General features: G+C 72.2%; 16 protein-coding genes. 4 read left to right on the forward strand and 12 right to left on the reverse strand.

The annotated features are described in order from the left end of the window. Positions 1-175: 175 nt before the first annotated feature. Positions 176-814 carry a helix-turn-helix transcriptional regulator gene (locus tag JOC24_RS26520; protein ID WP_205022916.1) on the reverse strand — a complete coding sequence of 213 codons (639 nt, stop codon included), beginning with the start codon at positions 812-814 and terminating at the stop codon, positions 176-178. A 126-nt stretch (positions 815-940) separates the two neighbouring features. On the opposite strand from JOC24_RS26520, the gene JOC24_RS26525 reads away from it, so the two are divergent. Then, positions 941-3,901, forward strand: coding sequence for a helix-turn-helix transcriptional regulator (locus JOC24_RS26525; protein ID WP_205022917.1), 2,961 nt, complete (start codon positions 941-943; stop codon positions 3,899-3,901). A 195-nt stretch (positions 3,902-4,096) separates the two neighbouring features. Beyond that, a complete protein-coding gene (locus tag JOC24_RS26530; RefSeq protein WP_205022918.1) occupies positions 4,097-6,217 on the forward strand; it encodes an eCIS core domain-containing protein in 2,121 nt (706 codons plus the stop codon). 106 nt (positions 6,218-6,323) lie between these two features. On the opposite strand, the gene JOC24_RS26535 is transcribed toward JOC24_RS26530, so the two are convergent. Further along, positions 6,324-6,464, reverse strand: coding sequence for a hypothetical protein (locus JOC24_RS26535; RefSeq protein ID WP_205022919.1), 141 nt, complete (start codon positions 6,462-6,464; stop codon positions 6,324-6,326). Between JOC24_RS26535 and JOC24_RS26540 the strand changes: the two genes are divergently transcribed. Next, positions 6,445-7,188 carry a DUF4097 family beta strand repeat-containing protein gene (locus tag JOC24_RS26540; protein WP_205022920.1) on the forward strand — a complete coding sequence of 248 codons (744 nt, stop codon included), beginning with the start codon at positions 6,445-6,447 and terminating at the stop codon, positions 7,186-7,188. The genes JOC24_RS26535 and JOC24_RS26540 overlap by 20 nt on opposite strands. Before the next feature lie 16 nt (positions 7,189-7,204). Here JOC24_RS26540 and ppk2 read toward each other — a convergent pair whose 3' ends face one another. From ppk2 to JOC24_RS26565, 5 genes are all read right to left on the reverse strand, one after another. Next, positions 7,205-8,158 (reverse strand): polyphosphate kinase 2, encoded by a 954-nt coding sequence (gene ppk2 / locus JOC24_RS26545; protein ID WP_205022921.1) that lies wholly within the window; start codon positions 8,156-8,158, stop codon positions 7,205-7,207. 68 nt (positions 8,159-8,226) lie between these two features. Then, positions 8,227-9,252: an iron-siderophore ABC transporter substrate-binding protein gene (locus JOC24_RS26550; protein ID WP_205022922.1), complete on the reverse strand. Its 1,026-nt coding sequence runs from the start codon at positions 9,250-9,252 to the stop codon at positions 8,227-8,229. A gap of 31 nt (positions 9,253-9,283) precedes the next feature. After that, positions 9,284-10,105 (reverse strand): ABC transporter ATP-binding protein, encoded by an 822-nt coding sequence (locus tag JOC24_RS26555; protein WP_205023011.1) that lies wholly within the window; start codon positions 10,103-10,105, stop codon positions 9,284-9,286. Positions 10,106-10,151: 46 nt separating this feature from the next. Then, positions 10,152-11,225, reverse strand: a complete 1,074-nt coding sequence (locus tag JOC24_RS26560) for a FecCD family ABC transporter permease (RefSeq protein WP_205022923.1) — start codon at positions 11,223-11,225, stop codon at positions 10,152-10,154. Beyond that, entirely contained in the window at positions 11,222-12,259 is a 1,038-nt protein-coding gene (locus tag JOC24_RS26565) for a FecCD family ABC transporter permease (RefSeq protein WP_205023012.1), read from the reverse strand. Before JOC24_RS26565 ends, JOC24_RS26560 begins: the two co-directional genes overlap by 4 nt. Before the next feature lie 197 nt (positions 12,260-12,456). Between JOC24_RS26565 and JOC24_RS26570 the strand changes: the two genes are divergently transcribed. Continuing rightward, positions 12,457-13,053, forward strand: coding sequence for an MSMEG_1061 family FMN-dependent PPOX-type flavoprotein (locus tag JOC24_RS26570; protein WP_205022924.1), 597 nt, complete (start codon positions 12,457-12,459; stop codon positions 13,051-13,053). 126 nt (positions 13,054-13,179) lie between these two features. Here the strand turns inward: JOC24_RS26570 and JOC24_RS26575 are convergent, their stop codons facing one another. From JOC24_RS26575 to JOC24_RS26595, 5 genes are all read right to left on the reverse strand, one after another. Beyond that, complete coding sequence (locus JOC24_RS26575) at positions 13,180-14,550, reverse strand: hypothetical protein (protein ID WP_205022925.1); 1,371 nt, start codon at positions 14,548-14,550, stop codon at positions 13,180-13,182. Between the two features lie 61 nt (positions 14,551-14,611). Then, on the reverse strand, positions 14,612-17,698 hold the full coding sequence (locus JOC24_RS26580) for a glycoside hydrolase family 3 N-terminal domain-containing protein (protein ID WP_205022926.1): 3,087 nt from the start codon (positions 17,696-17,698) through the stop codon (positions 14,612-14,614). Positions 17,699-17,722: 24 nt separating this feature from the next. Next, positions 17,723-19,135 (reverse strand): GH1 family beta-glucosidase, encoded by a 1,413-nt coding sequence (locus JOC24_RS26585; protein WP_205022927.1) that lies wholly within the window; start codon positions 19,133-19,135, stop codon positions 17,723-17,725. Positions 19,136-19,186: 51 nt separating this feature from the next. Further along, positions 19,187-20,173, reverse strand: coding sequence for an ABC transporter ATP-binding protein (locus JOC24_RS26590; protein ID WP_205022928.1), 987 nt, complete (start codon positions 20,171-20,173; stop codon positions 19,187-19,189). Further along, positions 20,170-21,207, reverse strand: a complete 1,038-nt coding sequence (locus JOC24_RS26595) for an ABC transporter permease (RefSeq protein WP_205022929.1) — start codon at positions 21,205-21,207, stop codon at positions 20,170-20,172. Before JOC24_RS26595 ends, JOC24_RS26590 begins: the two co-directional genes overlap by 4 nt. Positions 21,208-21,211 lie beyond the last annotated feature (4 nt).

Genomic DNA, 21,211 nt, shown 5'->3' on the forward strand with positions numbered 1-21,211 from the left:
CGAACCGTCCGTGGTCCAGCCGGTGGCGGGCGCCTCGGCACGGAGCGCCCCACCCCATCGTCGCCGTCGGACCGACCGCCCCGCGAGGCACCGGGGGGACGAACAAGGGGCAACGCGGCTGCCCCCGTGTCACCGCTCTCCTGTCCTCGGGGCCCTTGAACCGGCGGACGAGCCGTCAGATGTAGCCTTCCCGCAAGGCATAGGCCACGGCATGGGCACGGTTGCGGAGCTGCAGCCGGGTCGTCAGTCCGTGCATCACGTTCTTGACCGTGCGTTCGGAGTACGACAGTTTGCTGGCAATCTCCCCGGTATCCATTCCCTCGGCCACCAGCCGGAGGACATCGACTTCGCGTGGTGCCAGACCGGACGCCGTGGCGCCCGAGGCGCCGGTCGTGCCGCGCTGCAACGTGCCGACCTGGGCGATCAGACGCCCCAGCAGATCCGACGGCAGATCCCCGTCGCCCCGGGAGGCGGCGAGGACCGCTCTGAGGAGGCGGTGGCCGGTGGCCTCGCGCCGCCAGACGATGGCGCCCACGCCGTACTCGATCACCTGCAGCAGCTCGGCCTCGCGGATCAGGCTCGTGACGAGGACGGCCCTGGTGCCTTCCGCGCGGGTCAGCCGCCTCAGCCGCGACAGCGTGGGTTCGTCCAGAGCCTCGGCGAGCAGGACCGCGACCGTGCCCGGGCGGCCCGCGCCCTCCTCGAGCAGCTCCACCTCGGAGTGCCGGCGGAGCTGGCTGACCGCTCCGTCCATGGACAGCGGGTCCGACGCGTGGACCTCCACGGGGATCCTGACCGGGGGCCGAAGAGCCATGCCTGTACGTCCTCGCGTCTTGCCTCAACGGAGCAACCCGTTCGTGCTCCTCCCATCCTTCCTTCGCGGGCAGGACGCAACCAACGTGGCCCACCACGAGATCGACCACGAGATCGGCACGTCCTCATGACAGCGTTATGGAGTCGGCCCCACCCCTGTCCGCAGCCCCCGGCCACGTCGTGCGGCCCCGCCTCAGCAGGGCTGCTCGAACGCGAAGCGGCGCTGGGCCTGCTGGCGGCGGAGGCCGAGCGGGCTGTGACCGGATCGGGACGGCTCGTCCTGTTCCGCGCCCCCACCGGGACGGGCCGCAGCGCGCTGCTGGAGGCCGCCTCCGAACTGGGCGCGGGACTCGGCATGCGGATCCTGCGCGCCCATGCCTCCGCCGAGAGCTCCGGCATCCCTCTCGCTCTCGTACGGCAGTTACTCGACCCGCCGCACCACCTCGGCGGCCTGCACGACGACACCCCGGACACCCCGCACCATCTCGGTTACCCGTCCCGTCTCTGGCAGTTGCTGTGCGACCACGCGGCCCGGTCGCCCCTGCTGGTCACCGTCGACGACGCGCACCTCGCCGACCGGGACTCCCTGCGCTGGCTGACCGAGGGAGCCCGGCGGCTGAGGGGGATGCCGGTCCTGATGGTGATGACCGAGCGCGGGCAGTACGACATCTCGCCGCCCACGCCGGGCCTCGCGTACTCCCTGCCACCCGGCGTGGTGCGGGTGCACCCGGTGGCCCCGCTGAGCCGTCCCGCCGCCGAGGAGCTCGTACGCGGCGCCCTGGGGCCGGACACCCACGACACCTGGGTGGACGGCTGCGTCCGGGCGGGCGCCGGGAACCCGCTGCTGCTGCGCGCGCTGCTCGACGATCTGCGGGCCGTCTTCCCGCACGGCGGCCGGGCCGGAGCCGCGGACGGCGGCGGCCCCGAGGCGGGACTGCCCGAGGACTGCGCCGAGCTGTACCCGGGGGCGTTCGCGGCGGCGGTCTCGTGGTGGCTGAGGAGCGCGGGCACCGGAACCACCACGGTGGCCCGCGCGCTCGCCGAACTGGAGGACTCGGCACGGTACGACGAGGGGGGACACGGGCCCCCCGGGACGTCCGGCACCCGTTCGTGCCACGCGGGACACGAAGATCCCGGCCCGGGCCACGGAACCGGTGACGAGTTCACCGACTTCCTCTCCGAGCTCACCCGTGCCGATCCCGACCGCGTCGGCGGCTGGGTCACCGCGATGATCCGGCTCGGACTGCTGCGCCGCACCCCCGGAACCGGCGTCCCGCGCTTCGCGCACCCCCTGCTGCGTGGAGCGGTCCTCGACGGCTGGCCGCGCTCGCAGCGGCAGGCCCTGCACCTCCGCGCGGCAGAACTGCGGCAACGCCGGGGACACGGGGTCGAAGCGGTGGCCGGACATCTGCTGCGTACCCACCCCGGCGGTACGGAGCACGCCGCCAAGGCCCTGCTCGACGCGGCGGCCGACGCGTCCAGGGCCGGCAGGACCGGCGCCGCCGCGCACTATCTGCGCCGCGCGCTGGACGAACCTCTACCGCGCGAGCGCCGGGCGGCGGTGCTGACGGAGCTGGGCGAACTGGAGTTCGCCACCCAGCGGACAGGCGGGGTGCCCCGCCTGGCCGAGGCGCTGCGCCTCCAGGAAGAGCCCAGGGACCGGGTGCTGGCGGCGGTCAGCCTGGGCAACGCCCTGGCCCACCGGGGCAGGGCGCACGCCGCGCTCGACGTCATGCGCGATCTGGGCCCGCTGGAGGGGGAACCCGTCCTCGCCCGTACGATCCAGACCGCGTCGGCGTTCTTCTCGGACCACGACCCGGAGATCCGGCGCGCCGTCTACACCCGGCTGCGTGAGCGCGCCGAGCGCTCCCCGGAATGGATCAGCCCGGCCCTGCGTGCCCTGCTGATCCGGTACGAGTCGACGGCCGGGCTGCTGTCCGCCGAGGCCGCCATGCGGCAGATCCGGCGGCTGCTGACGTCAGCCGAGGACCCTCTGCTGGTGCCCTATCTGCTGGGTACGGCCGCCGCCGTGGCGCAGTGGTCCGACGCGACGGACGACGCCGAACGCATCATCAGGGCCGGGCTGACCGCGTGCCGGGTGTCACCGCTGCATCCCGTCCACCGGTCGCTGCTCAACGTGCGGGTGGACACCGCCGCCGCACGCGGTCAGTACCGCCGGGTGCTGGAGGAGACCGCCGGAATGCTCCGGGAACCGGGCGGCCCGCCCCGCACCGGTGCGAGCAACTTCCTGGCCCACCGCGTCATCGCACTCGTCGAGTGCGGCCGTCCTGCCGAGGCCGAACGGCTCGTCGCCGGTGTCGACTTCACCGAAACCCAGGGAGGTTGGGAACAGAATCGATTCCTCTACGCGCGCGGTGTGCTGCGTGCGTCCGTCGGCGATGCCGCGGGCGCCCTGGCGGACTTCCGGGAGTGCGGCAGGCGCCAGTCCGGCCGCGACGTGGAGAGCCCCGTCGTCACGCCGTGGCGTTCGGCCGCCGCCGAGTGCCACCTCTCCCTGGGGCAGACGCCGGAGGCCCTCGCACTCGCCGGGGAGGAGAACCGGTACGCCGCCGTGTGGGACACGCCCCGGGTCCGGGGCCGTGCCCTGCGCGTCCTCGGCACGGCCACCGGCGGCCGGCGCGGTCTCGAACTCACCGCCGAGGCCGTCGCCGTCCTGCGCGGCACGTCGCTCGACGTCGAGCTGATCCCCGCGCTCATCGCCCACGGGCTCCAGCTCACCGCCGCCGGACAGCCCCGCAGCGCCCGCCCGCTGCTCAGGGAGGCCGCGACGGCGGCCGAACGGCTCGGCGCGGTCCGGCTGTCGGGGAGCGCGGAACTGGCCCTGCGCGCCAGTGGCGCCCGCCGCAGGAACGCCTCCCTCACGGGCCGCGGCTCACTGACCGCCAGCGAACGCCGCATCGCCGAACTGGCCGCAGACGGACGGACGAACGCGGAGATCTCGGAGCTGCTGCACCTGGCACGGCGTACCGTGGAGACCCATCTGACCAGCACCTACAAGAAGCTCGGCATACGGCGCAGAGCGGACCTCCCCGCCGTACTGAACGGCGCTACGGACGAGCCCTCGTGACCGGCCGGCCGCTCCGCGCGCGGCGCGACGGCCGGCCCGGCGGCCCGCCCGTCCGGAGGTTCCCGGCTTCGCACGTTGCCCTCGCGGCCCTCAGGCGCACCCGTCCGCACCCGGGTCCCTGCCCTCACGGCCCTCCCGCGGCCCGCGTGTGACGGGTGACCATGCTTGATCAGGCGTTGAGTGGCGAGGAGTACCGTGCGCGCGTACAGAGCACAGCCCCGGCAGTCCGGCGGGCGGGAGAGCGGCCGGACGGCGGCGGCGCCGACCACGTTCACGCAACGGGTTCTGGCTCTCCAGCGCTCTGCGGGAAACGCGGTCGTGGCCCGCGCCATCGAGGAGGAACGGCACGAGCACGGCGCCGCGTGCGGCCATGAGACCGCCGGACAGCCCGCCGTCGAGAGGTCGTCCGCGCAGCCGTCGTCCGTGCTCGACGCCGTCCGCTCGCCGGGCCGTCCGCTGGACGCGCGTGTGATGGAGAAGGCGGAGCAGGGCTACGGCATGTCCTTCCGCCACGTGCGGGTGCACAGCGACCCGACCGCGCAGCGTTCGGCTACGGCGTTCGGCGCCCGCGCCTACACCACGGGCCATGACATCGTCGTCGGCCCCCAGGGCGCGGACGACGAGACGATGTTCCACGAGCTCGACCACGTGCGCCAGCAGTCCATGGGCCCCGTCGCGGGAACGGACAACGGGTCGGGCGTGGCGGTCTCCAGCCAGAACGATCCCTTCGAGCTCCAGGCCTCGGCGAACGGCCGGAGGATGGCCCGGGGCGGCATGCCCGACCTGTCGGGGCCCGGCTCCGGCGCTTCGGCGGGGGCGGCCACGCCCGCCGCGAGCGGCGGCGAGATCACGGTGGCGCGCATGATGTCCGGCAGCGGCCGGAAGATGCACAAGAAGGACCGCGGCCAGATGTTCGAGATCATGAGCGAGCGCGGCCCGGTCATCGGCCGCTATGTCCGGTCCCAGTCGGACGGGACGGAGGTCTTCGACACCTCGCAGGGGAAGCGCATCGCCGTGTACCCGACCGACATCATGGGCCCCAGGGCCACGGTGGGCGGCCTCCACCCGGAGGGCCGGATGCGCCCGCCGGAGCAGAATCTGCGCGACCGGGACCAGATCCTCCTGTCCGAGGCCGACCTGTCCGGGGCACGGGCGCGGGTGCGCCGGGATCCCAGCCAGGCCCGCAGGATGGCCGCCACCACCTTCGAGGAACGGCCCGACTACGAGGAGTACGAGAACAACCGCGAGGATCTGCGGCGTCTGGGTGTCCCCGTCCTCAACAACGTCGACCTGAGCCGGCCCGAGACCGCCGAGCGCTTCCGTGACGTCGGCCCGAACGCCAACATGCACTTCCAGATGCCGCGTGTGCCACGGGGAACCCGCGGCTACTCCACCCAGGAGCTCATCAGGGACACCGGGCGGCTTCCCGGACGCGCGGGCCGCGACGACGTGTCGGTGAGCGTCACGACGCCCCACCCGTCCAGGTACTCGAAGCCCGGTACGCACAACGGGTTCTACGGCATGGAGAACCGGAAGGCCGTGCCGGAGGGCATGAGGCTCGCCGGTGAGCACTCCGACGACGACGCGGACCTGGAGGAGTACGGCTACGGCCACCGGCAGTCCACGAAGGACGTGGGTGCCGCGGTGGCCGACCGGCGGAAGACCTACCGGTTGGAGCCCGACCGGCGCAGCAACAGCCCCGAGGACGAACCTGGCCCTTCGTACCGCAGCCGGAGCAAAAGCCGTGCGAGCGAGGCTCCGCCGCCCACCCGCCGCCGCAAGTCGTCGAGGCCGCCCCTGACCACGACGGGCCGCCGTCACGCCGCGGCCCCCGTCAACTACGCGGCGGTGGAGGACGAGGACGAGATCTTCGGCAGTCAGCAGCCCGAGAGCAGCAGCCACCGTCGCCGCCGGAGCAGCCGCGCCCCCAGCTACGTCGTGGAATCCGCCGACGAGGGGGCGTCCCGACGGAGGAGCCGGAGCCGGCGCCCCGTGGACTCGTTCGAGCCCGAACCCGAGCGGGAGCGCAGCCGCAGCCGCCGGCGCAGGTCCAGCCGGGCACCCGCAGGCATGTCGGACAGCCGTCCGATCGACCTCGACGACGCCGTCTCGTACGGAGAAGGACCCATCGACGCCGAACCCCGGCGGGAACGTGGACGCAGCCGCCGGCCCTCGTCCTCCCGGGTCTTCGTCACGGACAGCGGACGGAGCACCCGCGCCCCCGTCAGCTATGCCGAACCCCAGTACGAGGAGGACTTCGCGTACGAGGGCAATCCGTTCGCTCCCGCGCCTCGGGATTACAGCCGCCGCCATTGAGGGCGGCCCTGTCACAGGGCCGGCCCCGCACCGGACGGGCGAGGTCGTGGAGTCACGTCGGCTGCCGAAGCCGGTTGCGTCGGCTTCGGCAGTCGTTCGCGGTCCCTCAGCCGAGGCGGCGGCGCAGCCACCGGACGCGGAAGCCGGTGAGCAGACCTGCCGGAGCCAGGAGGACGCCCGTCTCGATCCACTCGATGGACGGCCCGATTCCGGGAAGGCGAAGAGGTATGAGTTCCAGAACCTGCACGCACGGACGTCACCTGGCCGCGCTGCTGCTGGCCACTCCCCTCGTCGCGGCGTGCGGTGGCGGGGACTCCGGCGGACGGCTCGGTCCGACAGCGCCGGAGATGGCCCGCGGGCAGCACCTGGTGATCACCACCGTGGACGGCGTGCGGCTGCGGCCGTCCGACGACGGCCGGGCCGTCACCGATCCGCGGGTCGCGAGCCGCTGGTCGCACCGCGAGGACACCTGGGCGCTCGACCTGTCCTGCGAGGACCACGACGAGCGGTGCCCCCGTATGCCGGTGGTGGACGTCCCGGCCGGCGTCCTTGTCGCCGTCACCGCACGGAACGCGGGCATCGAGGTGACCGGACTGCCGGCAGGACTGGACCTGACCACCGTCAACGGCGACGTCACGGTCGTCCGGTCCGGCGGGGACGACGCCACCGTCCGGCTCGTCACCCGCAACGGCTCCGTCCGCGCGAACGGCCTGCGTTCCGGGACGTTGCACGCCGAGACGGTCAACGGCGACGTGACACTGGGCAGCGCGGCCTCACCCGCGCGCGTGACCGCCACGACCGAGAACGGTTCGGTGCGTGTGGACCTTCCTCCCGGCGCACCCGCCTACGCCGTCACAGCCACCACACGGAACGGCCGGACCTCGGTCGCCGTCCCCACCGACGCGGAGGGGGCCCGGCACAGCATGAGGCTCGGCAGCGTCAACGGCGACGTCACCGCCACACGCGGCTGAGGGAGTCCGCGCGGGCCTACGGGTGCTCCCCCGGCCCGCCCGGGTTCGACGCGAGGCGGGTGGGCGAGAGGGCGGCGTCCTCCTCCCCCGGCTCCAGCAGGGTGGCGGCGGCGCCCACGATGAGGCGGTCCGGTTCACCGACGGCGTCGGCGTCCTTCGCCGCGTAGTCGATGCGCGCGAGCAGGCTGCGCATCGCCTCGAGGCGGGCTCTGCGCTTGTCGTTGCTCTTCACGACGGTCCACGGCGCGTAACCGGTGTCGGTGGCCCGGAACATGTGGATCTTCGCCGTCGTGTAGTCGTCCCAGCGGTCGAGGGAGTCGATGTCCGTGGGCGAGAGCTTCCACTGGCGCACCGGGTCGACCTGGCGTATGGCGAAACGCGTGCGCTGTTCGGCGCGGGAGACGGAGAACCAGAACTTGACCACGATGATCCCGTCGTCGACGAGCATCCGCTCGAAGGCAGGGCACTGCCGCAGGAACAGTTCGTACTCGGGCGGGGTGCAGAAACCCATGACCCGCTCGACTCCGGCGCGGTTGTACCAGGACCGGTCGAAGAAGACGATCTCGCCGGGCGCCGGCAGATGGGCTGCATAGCGCTGGAAGTACCACTGGCCCCGCTCACGGTCCGTGGGCTTGTCCAGGGCCACGATGCGTGCCCCACGGGGATTGAGGCGCTCGGTGAAGCGCTGGATCGTGCCGCCCTTGCCGGCCGCGTCACGCCCCTCGCAGACCACGACGATCCGGGCGCCGGTGTCCTTCGTCCACCGCTGCAGTTTCAGCATCTCGATCTGCAGGATGCGCTTGATCCGCTCGTACTCCCTGCGGCGGATCTTGCGGTCGTAGGGGTAGTTCTCACGCCAGGTCTTGATCGGCCTGCCTTCTTCGTCCAGCAGGATCGGCTGCTCCGGCCTGCTGGTGTCGACGGTCAGGCCGTGCAGGAGTTCCTTCTCCACCCGGTCACGGTTCACCATACAAAGCCTGTCACCTCATCGCGCCCGCGCAAACCGGAAGCACGGAGGTGATGAGGCGGCGGCGCGGCCTACTTCATCTTCTCCGCGAAGAGCGGGACGACCTTCTCCAGCGCGTAGCCGGTGGACAGCACCGAGTCGGTGGCGAACGCCGTGCTGATGCCCTTGTCGTCGAAGACGAGGGAGCGGCCGGCCTTCACCGAGGGGACCGCCTCGTAGAGCGGGTCGTCGCTGATGTCGGTGGCCGGGATGCCGATGGGGGCCATGACCGTCAGGTCCGCGTCGAGGAGGTCCAGGTTCTCCTTGGAGACGGAGACCGAGAAGCCCTCACCGGCCTCGGCCTCGATGGCCGGGTTGTTCTCGAACCCGAGCCGCTCGACGAAGTCGACCCGGCCCGTGCCGGAGACGTAGGCGCCGTAGCCCTCGGAGGTGCGGGAGCCCAGCGTGATCGTGCTGCCCTTGAACTCGGGGTGCGCCTTCACGGCGTCAGCGAACTTCGCCTCGGTGGCGGCGATCAGCTTTTCGCCCTTCTCCGGGACACCCATGGCGGCGGCGACCATCTCGGTCTGCTTCTCCCAGGAGAGCTTGTACTGGTCGCCGCCCTCGGGCACGCCGACGGTCGGGGCGATCTTGCTCAGCGTGTCGTACCGCGTCCGGTCCCCGCTGGACTTGGTGTCGAGGATGAGGTCGGGCCGGAGCGCCGCGATCTTCTCGTACTCGGGCTCCAGCGTGCCGATCATCTGCGGGCTCTCGTCGTACCTGCCCTCGGCCCACGGTCCGACGCCCTCGCCGCCGAACGCCAGCCAGTCGCTCGCCCCTACGGGCTGCCCGCCGAGCGCGAGCACCGTCTCGGCGTCGCCCCAGCCGAGCGCGACGACGCGCTGGGGGGCCTTGTCCACGGTGACCTCGCCGAACTTCGTCGCGACCTTCGCGGGGAAGGCCCCCTCGGTCGCCCTGCCGGAGGCGGAGGAGCCGGAATTGGCGGTGTCGCCGGAGGAGCCGCAGGCCGTCAGGCCGACGAGGAGGGCCGCGACGACACCTGCCAGCAGGGCCGGAGTGCGACGGGTACGGCGGACACGTGGAGCTGAATCGTTCATGCGTCTTAGGTTAGCCTAACCTAATGCGCGATCAGGTGGCAGGGTGGCCCGGAGCGCCCCGCACATGGTGACGGCCGAGCGGCACCACCATCGGTGTGGCCGACGCCGGGTCCTCCATCACCGAGCAGCGCATCCCGAAGACCTCACCGACCAGCGACTCCGTCACGATGTCGGAGGGCCGTCCCTCGGCGACGATCCGCCCGTCCTTCATGGCGATCATGTGGTCCGCGTAACGGCAGGCCAGGTTCAGGTCGTGCAGGACCGCCACCATGGTGACCCCGTGCTCGTGGTTCAGGTCGGTGAGCAGGTCCAGGACGTCCAGCTGGTGGCTGGCGTCCAGGAACGTGGTCGGCTCGTCCAGCAGCAGGATGTCCGTGCGCTGCGAGAGCGCCATCGCGATCCACACCCGCTGGCGCTGACCGCCCGAGAGCTCGTCCACCGGGCGTTCGGCGAGGTCCAGGGTGCCGGTCGAGAGCAGCGCCCGGGCGACCGCCTCATCGTCCTCGGCGGTCCACCGCCTGAACCATCCCTGGTGCGGGTAACGCCCGCGTCCGACCAGGTCGGAGACCGTGATGCCCTCGGGCGCGGACGGGCTCTGCGGGAGGATGCCGAGCACGGCGGCGACCTCCTTCGTCGGCATCTCCTGGATGCTCCGCCCGTCCAGCAGCACGGCGCCCTCCGACGGGGCGAGCAGCCGCGCCATCGCCCGCAGCAGGGTCGACTTGCCACAGGCGTTCGGTCCGACGATGACCGTGATCCGCTCCGGCGGGATGTCCACGTCCAGACCGGAGACGATCTCCCGGTCGCCGTAGCCGAGGCGTACGCCCTCGGCTCGGAGAGTGTGCTCGGCCACGGCGCGGCCACGCCCTTCCTTGTCGTCCGTCCCGGATGTGCGCAGGTCAGCCACCGCTGCCCCCGCGGTTGGCGCGGGCCAGGAGCAGCAGCAGATAGGGGGCGCCGATGATGCTGGTCACCACACCCACCGGCAGCTGGACCGTCGGCAGCAGGTGCTGCGCGCCGAAGTCGGCGACCAGGACGATCAGTGCCCCGGTCAGCGCCGCGTGCGGCAGGGCGGCGCCCCTGCCCGGGACCAGCCGGCGGGCGATCGGCCCGGCGACGAACGCCACGAAGCCGACGGGCCCCGCCGCCGCGGTCGCGACGCCCGCGAGGGCGGTCGCGCAGCCGAGCAGCGCCAGCCGGCCGGGCTCGACGCGGGCGCCGAGCCCGGCCGCCGCGTCGTCCCCGAGCTGGAGGGGGCCGAGCGCGCGGGCGGCGAGGGCCGTGAGGGGGACGAGTACGGCGACGCAGCTCAGCAACGGCCACACCTCGCCCCAGGAACGGCCGTTGAGGGTGCCCGTCAACCAGAGGTAGGCCTCCTGCGCGTCGGCGGTGTCGGAGCGGGCCATCACGTACCAGACCACGCTGCTCAGTCCGGTTCCGAAGCCGACGCCGATCAGCACGAGGCGCTGGCCCGCGATGCCCTGGCGCCAGGCGAGCAGGTAGATCGCCGCACCGGCGGCAACCGCCCCGGCAAGTGCGCTCCCGGACAGTGCGAGGCCGCTGACCTGGAAGAGCAGCGACGCGGTGACGGCGACCGCGCTCGCCCCGGCACTGATCCCGATGACGTCGGGCGCGGCCAGGGGGTTGCGCAGCACGGACTGGAAGACGGCGCCGGAGAGCCCGAAGCCGAGGCCGACGAGGACCGCCAGCAGGGCGCGGGGCAGGCGGAGTTCCAGCACGACGAACCGCGAGCCGCCGTCGCCCCCGCCGGCCAGGGTCTCCACGACCTTGCCGAGAGGTGTCACCATGTCGCCGACGGCGAGCGAGACGGCGAACATCGCCACCACGGCCACCAGCAGACCGGCCGCCGCCACCACGGAGCGCCCGCGCCCCCGGCCGCGGACCCGTGCAACCGCGCGTACGGCGTCCGCGAGGCGCGCGTCTGGCGTCTCCCGGAGCAGGGTCCCGGTCACAGTTCGACCTGCTTCCTGCGCCGGACCAACCAGATGAAGGGGATGCAGCCGATCGCCGCGGTGACCACGCCCACCTGCACCTCGCCGGGCGGGGCGACGACCCGGCCGACGATGTCCGCGACCAGCAGCATGATTGGGGCGAGCACCATGCTGTACGGGAGTACCCAGCGGTAGTCGGGGCCGGTGATGAGCCGGGCGGCGTGCGGTACGGCGAGGCCGACGAAGCCGATCGGGCCGGCGACGACGGTCGCCGCCCCGCACAGCAGCACCACGGCGAGTGCCGCGGTCAGGCGGGCGAGGCCCACCCGCTGCCCGAGGCCGCGGGCCAGGTCGTCGCCGAGGGACAGGGCGTTGAGCTGCGGGCCGAGCAGCAGCGCGAGAACGGCGCCGGCCGCGATGAACGGGGACACCTGCTGGAGCACGTCGGCGTCCCGGGCGGTGAGCGCGCCGAGCTGCCAGAAGCGGAAGCGGTCGTAGCTCTCGCGGTCCTGGAGCAGGACCGCGCTGGTCACGGAGGTGAGGACGGCGCTCGTCGCCGCGCCCGCCAGCGCCAGCTTCACCGGGGTGGCGCCCTCACGGCCGAGCGAGCCGACGCCGTACACGAGGAGGGCGGCGAGGAGCGCGCCGAGGAAGCCGAACCAGATGTACTGCGTGGCGACCGTGAATCCGAAGAAGCTGATGGAGCAGACCACGGCGACCGAGGCACCCGCGTTGATTCCGAGCAGTTGGGGATCGGCCAGCGGGTTGCGGGCGACGCCCTGCATCACCGTGCCCGCGAGTCCGAGCGCCGCACCGGCGAGCAGTCCGGCGACGGTCCGGGGGACACGGACCTCCTGGACGATGAGCTGCCCCTTGACCCCGAGGTCCGGGGCGAACACGCCCTTCAGCACGTCGTTGAAGGGCACCTCCCCCGAGCCGGTCGCGAGGCTCGCCAGCACGGTCAGCAGCAGGACGGCCACGGCCGCGAGGAGTCCGAGCGTCAGGACGGGGCGGCCGCGGGTGCGACGCCGCCCGGATGTCCCGGCCTTCCGTATCCCGTCCCGGACGGGCGTTCCCTGGAGAACCGGGGCGCTCACAGCCGGATCGCCCGGGGCGGCATGCGGTTGTGCACTGTCCCTCACCTTGCTTGTCGCCCCCGGGACGGGGCGCACCCGGGAACATAAGTAAGGTGAGCCTAACAGTGCCAGGTCAGCGTTCCGCTGCTGCGCCCCCACGAGGTTCGGAGTACCCCTTGTCGAACGCCGCGCCCGCGGCCGTCACGGCCGCCCCCGTCGACACCGCGGACCCCCTGGCCGGTGCCGTGCCCCTCGAGTCGGCCGAACAGCTGCGCGAGATCCTGGGCGAACCCTGGCCGATCGTCATCGACAAGGTCCACGACGAACTCACGGAGGCCGACCTCGACCTGCTGGCCCGCTCGCCGTTCTGCTCCGTGTCCACCTCGGACGCCGACGGCAACTGCGACACCTCCCCGCGCGGCGGGGAACCCGGCTTCACCCGGGTCCTGGACCCGCGCACCCTCGTGCTGCCGGACCTGCCGGGCAACCGGCGCGGTGACAGCTTCCACAACATCCTGTCCAACCCGCACGTCGGCCTGCTCTACCTGATACCGGGTGTGATGACCGTCCTGCGGATCAACGGCAGGGCACGCGTCCTCACGGACGCTCCGGTCTTCGACGAGTTGAAGGTCAAGGGCCGCCGGCCGGACCTCGCGCTGGTCGTGGACATCGACGAGATCTACCTGCACTGCCCGGCGTCGATCAAGCGCTCGGGCCTGTGGGCGCCGGAGACGTGGGAGGAGCAGCCTGCGGGGAGGAAGACCCGGGCCTGAGCGCCGCCGGCCGCTCGTGGCAGGACCGGGAGCGGGAGGGGCCGAAACGGCTGGGCGGGTACGGGCATCGGCAGGGCAGGCCGGGAGCAGGCGGGGGCGGGAACGGTGACGGGCGGGGCGGTACCGCTAGAATCCGCCGCCCCCGTCGAAGCCACCGCCCCCGAAGCCTCCGCCGTCGCCGAAGCCGCCACCTCCGAAGCCGGAGGAGTCGAAGTCGGAGCCGGAGAAGTCGCCGCCGCCCCAGTCGCCTCCCCCGAAGTCACCGCCGCCGTACTCCGCCGCGTACGCCGGGGTGGAGAGCATCGAGCCGAGCACGGTGCCGACCAGCAGGCCGGGGAGCAGGCCTCCGCCGAAGTAGCCGCCGGCCCAGGGGCCGTAGGCCGGGCCGGCCTCCCAGTAGGGACGCCGTCGGCCGTCACCGACGTCGACCGTGCGGCTCATGGGGTCCTCGCCCTCGCGCAGCCGGACCTCGTCGGCGGCGCAGACCGGGACCTCGCGCGTCGACCCGCCGGACGGCGTCCACCGGACGTCCGCGACCGAGGGCCCGTGGCGCGGGTCGAAGAAGCAGGGCGGACGGCGCGCCGGGAGCGTCCGGCCCTTGCGGCGGGCCTCCAGGACCGTGAGCGAGAAGCGGCCGTCCTCCAGGGCCTGGGTGACCCCTCGTACGTCGGAGGGGTGCCGGGCGTCGCCCATACGGGACTTGGCGTCCTCATAGGAGTCGAGCGCGCGTTCGTAGTCGATGCGCATCGCGTCGTCGGCGCCCTTCTCGCCGGGATGGAAGTCGAGCCGGTCCAGGGTCTCGCCGTACGCGGTGATGTCCTCGTCCACGACGACCCGGAGCTTCTCCAGAGCCTCCTGCTCTTCCTCCTCCTTGCGCTTCCTGTTGCGGCGGGCGACCGCGAAGGCGGTGCCTCCGCCCGCGAGGACCAGCCCTCCGAGGACGACCAGACCGGTCACCGGTGCGCCGCTCGCGCCGCCGTCGGCGCTGCCGCCGGACCAGGAGGCCGGGGCGCTTCCCTTCGCCTCCTGGACGGCCCGGTCGACGAACGCGTTGAGCTGGGTCGCGGCGTCGGTGTCCGTGCCGGGTGCCTTCACAGCGGTGGTGAGGTTCTCGACGGCCCGGGTCGGCATCACCTGCGGGTCCGCGCCCGCGTCGAAGCCGTCGCCGAGACGGATCGCGTAGACGCCGGTGACTCCGGTGTCGGTGCGCAGGTTCTGCAGGAGGTTCTCGGGCGGGTACTGGGACGTCGCGGGCAGCACGGCCACGAAGACCGGCTTGTCGGCGTCCTTGATCTTCTTCTCCAGGGCCGCCTCCTGGGGCGCCGGAAGCTGTCCGGCCGCCGCCGGGTCGACGTACACGGGACCCTGGCGCAGGGCGCTCGCCGCGTCGCCGATCGTGGAGGGGGCCGCCTGGGCAGCGGGGGTCATGGCCAGCACAGCCGCCGAGAGAATCAGCAGCAGGCAGGCCCACAGGGGAGCGAACAGCCTCTTCCGCATACTCCGAAAGTAACCCGAACGGGCGACGAATGCGTCGCCCGTTCGGGTTCCGTTTCTGCTGTTAAGCGGCGCGGTACGCCGTGCGCAGCTTGGACACCGCTCCGGTCAGATCACCGGTGAGCAGCAGATGATCGGCCTCGGCGAACGGCTTGGACACCGCCGCGGTCAGCGTTCCGCCGGTCCTGTGCTGGACCAGGAATCTCGCCCTGTCCACGATCTCCTTGCCGGCCGCGGTCTTCCCGAGGCCCGCCCGCTCGGCGAGCTGTGCGGCGACGGCGAGACCGGCGAGGGCGGCTTCCCCGCCCGACGGGGCCTTCTTCAGGGTGGTCAGTCCCCAGCCGTACGGGAACTGCGGGTCGTACGTCGCGTCGCCGACGTTGATCGGCAGCTGCGACTCGGACTTCGGCCAGGTCACCGGGAGCTGCCCGGTGAAGGCCCGCTTGCCGTAGAGGACGTCGGCGACGCCGTCGCCCTCGGTGCCCGGCAGCCAGGAGGCGACCAGGGCGTCGATGTCGCCGAGGCGGTCCCCGATGAGCTGCGGCCGTCCGGAGACGACGAGGACCGCGCACTTCATCGCGGCGCAGACCGTGTCGACGGCCGCCTTGTCGGCGTCGGTGAGCTCCAGGTCGTGGCCGTTGCCCACGTCGCCGATGCCCTCGGCGTACGGCTTCTCGCCGACGACCACCACTCCGGCGTCGTACCCCTCGGTCGGGGCGGAGGCGTCCTTGGAGAAGGTGGCCGATGAGGTGTTCTTCTCGATGCCCTTCAGGATCGTCGTGCCCGTCGTGGTGGCACCGGAGGCGCCCTGCCAGCTGACGGTCCAGCCACCGGCCTGGTTGCCGAGGTCGTCGGCGTTGGAGCCGGCGACGTAGACCTTCTGGGACGCCTTGAGCGGGAGCACGGCGCCGTCGTTCTTCAGCAGCACCTGGGACTTGGCGGCCGCCTCGCGGGCGACCGCGCGGTGTCCGGCCGATCCGACCTGGTCCAGGTTCGACGTGTCGGCGTACGGCTTCTCGAAGAGCCCGAGGCGGAACTTCTGGGTGAGGATCCGCGCGACGGCGTCGTCGATGCGGTCCTGGCCGATCCGGCCCGCGGTGACCTCGTCCTGGAGCGTCTTCGTGAAGTCCTGGTAGGCGGTCGGGACCATGATCATGTCGAGCCCGGCGTTGACCGAGGTGCGGACGTCGCTCGCGTAGTCACCGGGGATCTGGTCGATGGCCTGCCAGTCGCTGATGACGAAGCCCTCGAAGCCCATCCGGTCCTTGAGCACGCCGTTGATCATCTCGGCGTTGGCGTGCATCTTCACCGGCCCGGCGTCGTCGCCGAGGACGTCCAGCGAGGAGTACGAGGGCATGACCGTGCCGACGCCCCGCTTCACGGACTCGGCGAACGGCGAGAGGTGGACGGCTTCGAGCTCCTCGCGGGTGACCTTCGTGACGCCCTGGTCGATGGTGTAGGAGCCCGTGGTGGACGAGCCGAACTCCGTGCCTCCGTCGCCGACGAAGTGCTTGGCACTGGCCAGCACCTTGTCGTTGCGGTCGAGGTCCTTGCCCGACGGGCTGCCCTGCATGCCGGTGATGACCGTCTCCATGGCCTCGACCAGGGCGGGGTCCTCCCCGTACGCCTCGTAGGAACGGCCCCAGCGCTCGTCACGGGTGACGCAGACACAGGGGGCGAAGTCCCACGGGATGCCGGTGGCGCGGACCTCGTTCGCGGTGACGGCGCCCGTCTTCCCGGCCAGCTTCGGGTCACGGCCCGCGCCGATGCCGATGTTGTGCGGCATGATCGTCGAGCCGATCACGTTGTTGTGGCCGTGCACCGCGTCCACGCCGTAGATCAGCGGGATCTGGAAGCGGGTCGCCTGCGCGCGCAGCTGGTAGGCGTCGACCATCCTGGCCCAGGCCTCGGGCGTGTTCGGGGTGGGTACGGAACCCCCGCCGGAGAGCAGCGAGCCGAGGTCGTACGCGGCGATGTCGCCCTGCGACTTCAGCGCGTTGCGCTCGGCCTGCGTCATCTGGCCGGCCTTCTCGGCCGGGGACATCCGCGACAGCAGGTCGGCGACGCGCTTCTTCACCGGGAGCTTCGCGTTCTGGTAGGGCAGCCCGTGGGCGTCGATGACGACCTGCGGGTTCTCCTTGGGCGCCTTGGCGCCGGTGACGGTGAGCTCCAGCGGTATCGTCTCCGCCGACTCGGCTCCCTTGTCCTTGACCGTGGCCACGGAGACGGTGTGCGTGGTGCCGGAGGCGGTGCCCGCGGGGAAGGTGTGGGTACCGGTGACCGGTGTGTAGTCCTTGCCGGGTTCGGCGCTGCCGCCCTTGGTCGTGTACGCGACCGTGACGGGCTCCTCGGTGGGGACGGAGCCGGTGGTGGCGACGGAGATCGTGATGTCCGCCGTGCCGCCCTCCTTGACCGGGTGCACGGCGGAGTCGACGACGACGCTCGACTTCAGGGCCGGGTCCGCCTTGCCGTACAGCTCCACGGCGTCCATGGCGAAGGAGCCGGGGGCGCCGGTCGGGAGGGTCAGCGCGTAGCCCCACATCTCGTTCAGGCCGAGGACCTGGTCGATGCCGCCGACGGGCTGGTAGTCGGCCCGGTAGACGAAGTCCGCGAAGGGGATCTCGACCTGGTGCCAGCCCTCCCAGTCGTCGGTGAAGGAGGTGGTCCACAGCTCCGAGGCGCCGCCGTTGGCTCCGCCGTCCTTGATCTCGAAGTTGATCCGCTTGCCCGAACCGGGCGGCAGGGGCGCCTTGTTCTGCCCGTACCACCAGAAGCGGATGCCCTTGTGTGCGGTCCAGTCCTTCGGGGGCTGGTCGACGGCGAACTCATGGCTGAGTCCGCCCCAGGCGCTGATGTCGTAGGTGCCCTGGAGCACCTTGCCGCCCTCGGGGGCGTCGGTGCGCTCCTCGAACTTCAGGGCGGGGTGGTCGTCCGCGTCGCCGCCCCAGGTGAACAGGGAGTCGGCGGGCGGGCTGCCGAACGGGACCTCGCCCTCGAAGCGGTCGACGAGGACCGGTGCGGGTTCCTCGGTGCCGGCCGCCGCGCTGGGGACGGCCCCGGCGAGCAGTGAGGCGAGGACGGCGGCGGCGGCGAGCGCGGCGGTCGCCGGTCTCGCCCGGTGGCGGGCGCGGACGTGCGGTGTACGGGGCATGGGCGGCTCTTCTCTCGTACGGAGTCAGTCGGTCCGGGCGTTCCGGGTGAGCCGGATCGTGTCGCGGTACCACAGGGCACTGTCCTTGAGCGTCCGCACCTGCGTGTCGTAGTCGACGCGGACGATGCCGAACCGCTTGTCGTAGCCGTAGGCCCACTCGAAGTTGTCCATCAGCGACCAGGCGAAGTAGCCCCGGACGTCGGCGCCCTGCCGGCGGGCCTCGGACACGGCTGCGATGTGGTCGGCGAGATAGGCGGTGCGGTCGGTGTCGGGCACGGACCCGTCGGCGGCGACGGTGTCGTCGAAGGCCGCCCCGTTCTCGGTGATGACGGTCGGCAGGGCGTAGTCGCGCTGGAGCCGCAGCAGCAGGGAGGTGAGCTCCTCCGGGGTGATCTCCCAGTCCATGGCGGTGCGGGGCAGGTCGCGCTCGATCCCCCGGACGACGGGGAGGCCGTCGGCGTCGGTGGGTGAGCCCTCCTCGGTGACCCCGGAGAACAGTGCGCCACGGTAGAAGTTGACGCCGAGGACGTCGAGGGGGGTGGCGATGGCGTCCAGGTCGCCGTCCAGGACGGGCAGTTCGACGCCCTGGGCGGCCAGGTCGTCGACGACGTCCCTCGGGTACCGGCCGTGGACGATCGGGTCGAGGTAGAGGCGGGTGCCCATACCGTCGGCCCTGCGGCACGCCTCCCGGTCGGCCTCGCTTCCGGTCTCCGGGGTGGCGGTGCCCAGGTTGAGGGTGATGCCGAGCTCCAGCGGACTGCTCCCCGCCGCCTCGCGCATCTGCCGCGCGGCGAGGCCGTGGCCCAGGAGCAGGTGGTGGACGGCGCCCATGGCGTCACCCATGTCGGTCCGGCCGGGGGCGTGCACCCCGTAGGCGTAACCGAGCATCGCCGAACACCACGGCTCGTTGAGGGTCGTCCAGTGCTCGACCCGGTCACCGAGCGCCTCGTACGCGAGCATGGCGTACTCCGCGAACCGCAGGGCGGTGTCACGGGCAGGCCAGCCGCCCGCGTCCTCCAGCTCTTGCGGCAGGTCCCAGTGGTAGAGGGTGATCCAGGGGGTGATGTCGCGTCCCTGGAGCTCGTCGACCAGCCGCTTGTAGAAGTCGAGGCCCTTGGCGTTGGCGGGCCCCCTGCCGCCCGGCTGGATGCGCGGCCAGGCCAGCGAGAAGCGGTAGGTGTCGACTCCGAGGCCCGCGATCAGCTCCACGTCCTCGGGCATCCGGTGGTAGTGGTCGCAGGCCACGTCGCCGTGCTCCGCGTTGTGCACGGCGCCGGGGACGCGGCAGAAGGTGTCCCAGATGGACGGGGTCCGGCCGTCCTCGGACGCGGCGCCCTCGATCTGGTACGAGGAGGTGGCGACGCCCCAGCGGAAGTCGGCGGGGAATCCCTGGACGGCGGCGGGCTGCAGGCTGCTGCGGGGCGTGACGAGGTCCATTGTTCTCCGTAACTCCGTTGTGCTGCGGGGTGATGGGCGGGGGGCGGTCGGTCAGTGGTGCAGCCAGCAGGCGACCTCGCGGGCCTGGCCGGCGTCCGGTGCGGTGAGCACCGGGACCCGCTCGGAGCAGGGCTCGAAGGCCTTGCCGCAGCGGGGGTGGAAGGCGCAGCCGGCGGGCATCGCGGACAGGTGCGGGGGTGAGCCGGGGATGCCGGTGAGCTCGCGCCGGGGGCCGTGCAGGGCGGGGAAGGAGTGGAGCAGTCCGTCGCTGTAGGGGTGGCGCGGGTCCCGGTAGATCTCCGCCGCGCCCGCCTGCTCCACGATCCGGCCGCCGTACATGATCGCGATGCGGTCGGAGAACTCGATCAGCAGGGAGATGTCGTGCGTGATGAACACGACGGAGAAGGAGAGCTGTTCCCTGAGCTGGACGAGCTTGCGCAGGATCTGACGCTGCATCACCACGTCGAGGGCGGTGGTGGGTTCGTCCATGATGACGATCTCGGGTTCCAGCGCGAGCGCCATCGCGATCATCACCCGCTGGCGCATCCCGCCGGAGAGCTGGTGCGGATAGGCGGCGAGGCGGTCGGCGGAGATGCCGACGAGGGTGAGCAGTTCCTCGGCGCGGGCCGTCCGGTCGGCCTGACGCATGCCGGGGCGGTGCGCCTTGAGTACGTCGGTCAGCTGACTGTGGACGGTGTGCACCGGGTTCAGGGAGTTCATCGCCCCCTGGAACACGATCGACAGCTCCTGCCAGCGGAAGGCGCGCAGCTCGTCCGGGGTCAGGCCGAGGATGTCGACGGGCTCGGCGCCCGGCCGGTGGTAGTGGACGTCTCCGCCGGTGATCACACCGGGCGGGGAGAGCAGCCGGGTGACGGCATAGGCGAGTGTGGACTTGCCCGATCCCGACTCCCCCGCGAGGCCGAGCACTTCGCCGCGGTGCAGGGTGAGGTCGATGTCCCGCAGCGCGTGCACGCCGCTCGTGCCGGTGCCGTAGTCGACGTTCAGGCCGCTGATGGTGAGGATCGGCTCGGCGGTCATGCGGAGTGCTCCTTGCTGGACGTGCCGGACGGCTCCGGCGTGGCACGGGCCGCTGGGTCCGCGGTGCCTCCGGGCGGCGTGCCCGTACGGGCCACGGGGGTGAAGCCGACCCGCATCCTGACCTTCCGCGAGGCGCCTGTCGCGGTGCGCAGCCTCGGGTTGACGAACTCGTCGATGCCGAAGTTGATCAGCGCCAGCGCGGTGCCCAGGAGGGCGATGCACAGGCCGGCGGGGACGAACCACCACCAGGCGCCCTGGGCCAGGGCCTGGTTGGACTGGGCCCAGAAGAGCACGGTGCCCCAGTTCCAGTGGGAGATGTCGGCCACCCCGATGAAGGCGAGGGTGATCTCCGAGAGGACGGCGAAGATGACGGTGCCCACGAAGCCGGACGCGATGACGGCGGTGAGGTTGGGCATGACCTCGAAGAGGATGATCCGCCAGGTCGACTCGCCGGTGGCGCGGGCCGCCTCCACGTAGTCGCGCCGCCTGAGGGACAGGGTCTGGGCGCGCAGGACGCGTGCGCCCCAGGCCCAGGACGTGAGGGCGATGACGGCCGCGATCAGCAGGTCCGTGGTGTCCTCGACGAAGCTCGCGATGATGATGATCAGCGGCAGGCCGGGGATGACCAGGAAGACGTTGGAGAGCATGGACAGGACTTCGTCGGCGGCTCCGCCGAGGAATCCGGCGCTGACCCCGATGACCACGGACAGCACGGTCGCGATGACCCCGGCGATGAATCCGACCAGGAGGACGCCCCGGGTTCCGACGAGGATCTGGGAGAGGACGTCCTGCCCGGTGTGGGTGGTGCCGAACCAGTGGTCGGCGGACGGTGGCTGGAGCAGTTGGTCGCTCATCGCGTCGGGGTCGTACGGCGCGATCCAGGGCCCGACGACGGCGAGGACCAGGAAGAACGCGAGGATCAGCAGCCCGGTGCGGGTCTTCCCGCCGCGCAGGAAGCGGAGCCTGGCCCGGCTCGGCGCGGCGGGGGCGGGGACGTCGTCCAGTACGGCTACGTCGGTGGCAGTGACGGACATGCCT

It is taken from the genome of Streptomyces sp. HB132 (assembly GCF_016909575.1).
Classification (GTDB): Bacteria; Actinomycetota; Actinomycetes; order Streptomycetales; family Streptomycetaceae; genus Streptomyces.

What these genes read in the sequence shown, in the direction of transcription:
- JOC24_RS26550 (WP_205022922.1), bottom strand. Translation starts at nt 9,252, where the DNA reads ATGAACGATTCAGCTCCACGTGTCCGCCGTACCCGTCGCACTCCGGCC.
- JOC24_RS26575 (WP_205022925.1), bottom strand. Translation starts at nt 14,550, where the DNA reads ATGCGGAAGAGGCTGTTCGCTCCCCTGTGGGCCTGCCTGCTGCTGATT.
- JOC24_RS26520 (WP_205022916.1), bottom strand. Translation starts at nt 814, where the DNA reads ATGGCTCTTCGGCCCCCGGTCAGGATCCCCGTGGAGGTCCACGCGTCG.
- JOC24_RS26585 (WP_205022927.1), bottom strand. Translation starts at nt 19,135, where the DNA reads ATGGACCTCGTCACGCCCCGCAGCAGCCTGCAGCCCGCCGCCGTCCAG.
- JOC24_RS26580 (WP_205022926.1), bottom strand. Translation starts at nt 17,698, where the DNA reads ATGCCCCGTACACCGCACGTCCGCGCCCGCCACCGGGCGAGACCGGCG.
- ppk2 (WP_205022921.1), bottom strand. Translation starts at nt 8,158, where the DNA reads ATGGTGAACCGTGACCGGGTGGAGAAGGAACTCCTGCACGGCCTGACC.
- JOC24_RS26540 (WP_205022920.1), top strand. Translation starts at nt 6,445, where the DNA reads ATGAGTTCCAGAACCTGCACGCACGGACGTCACCTGGCCGCGCTGCTG.
- JOC24_RS26595 (WP_205022929.1), bottom strand. Translation starts at nt 21,207, where the DNA reads ATGTCCGTCACTGCCACCGACGTAGCCGTACTGGACGACGTCCCCGCC.
- JOC24_RS26525 (WP_205022917.1), top strand. Translation starts at nt 941, where the DNA reads ATGACAGCGTTATGGAGTCGGCCCCACCCCTGTCCGCAGCCCCCGGCC.
- JOC24_RS26590 (WP_205022928.1), bottom strand. Translation starts at nt 20,173, where the DNA reads ATGACCGCCGAGCCGATCCTCACCATCAGCGGCCTGAACGTCGACTAC.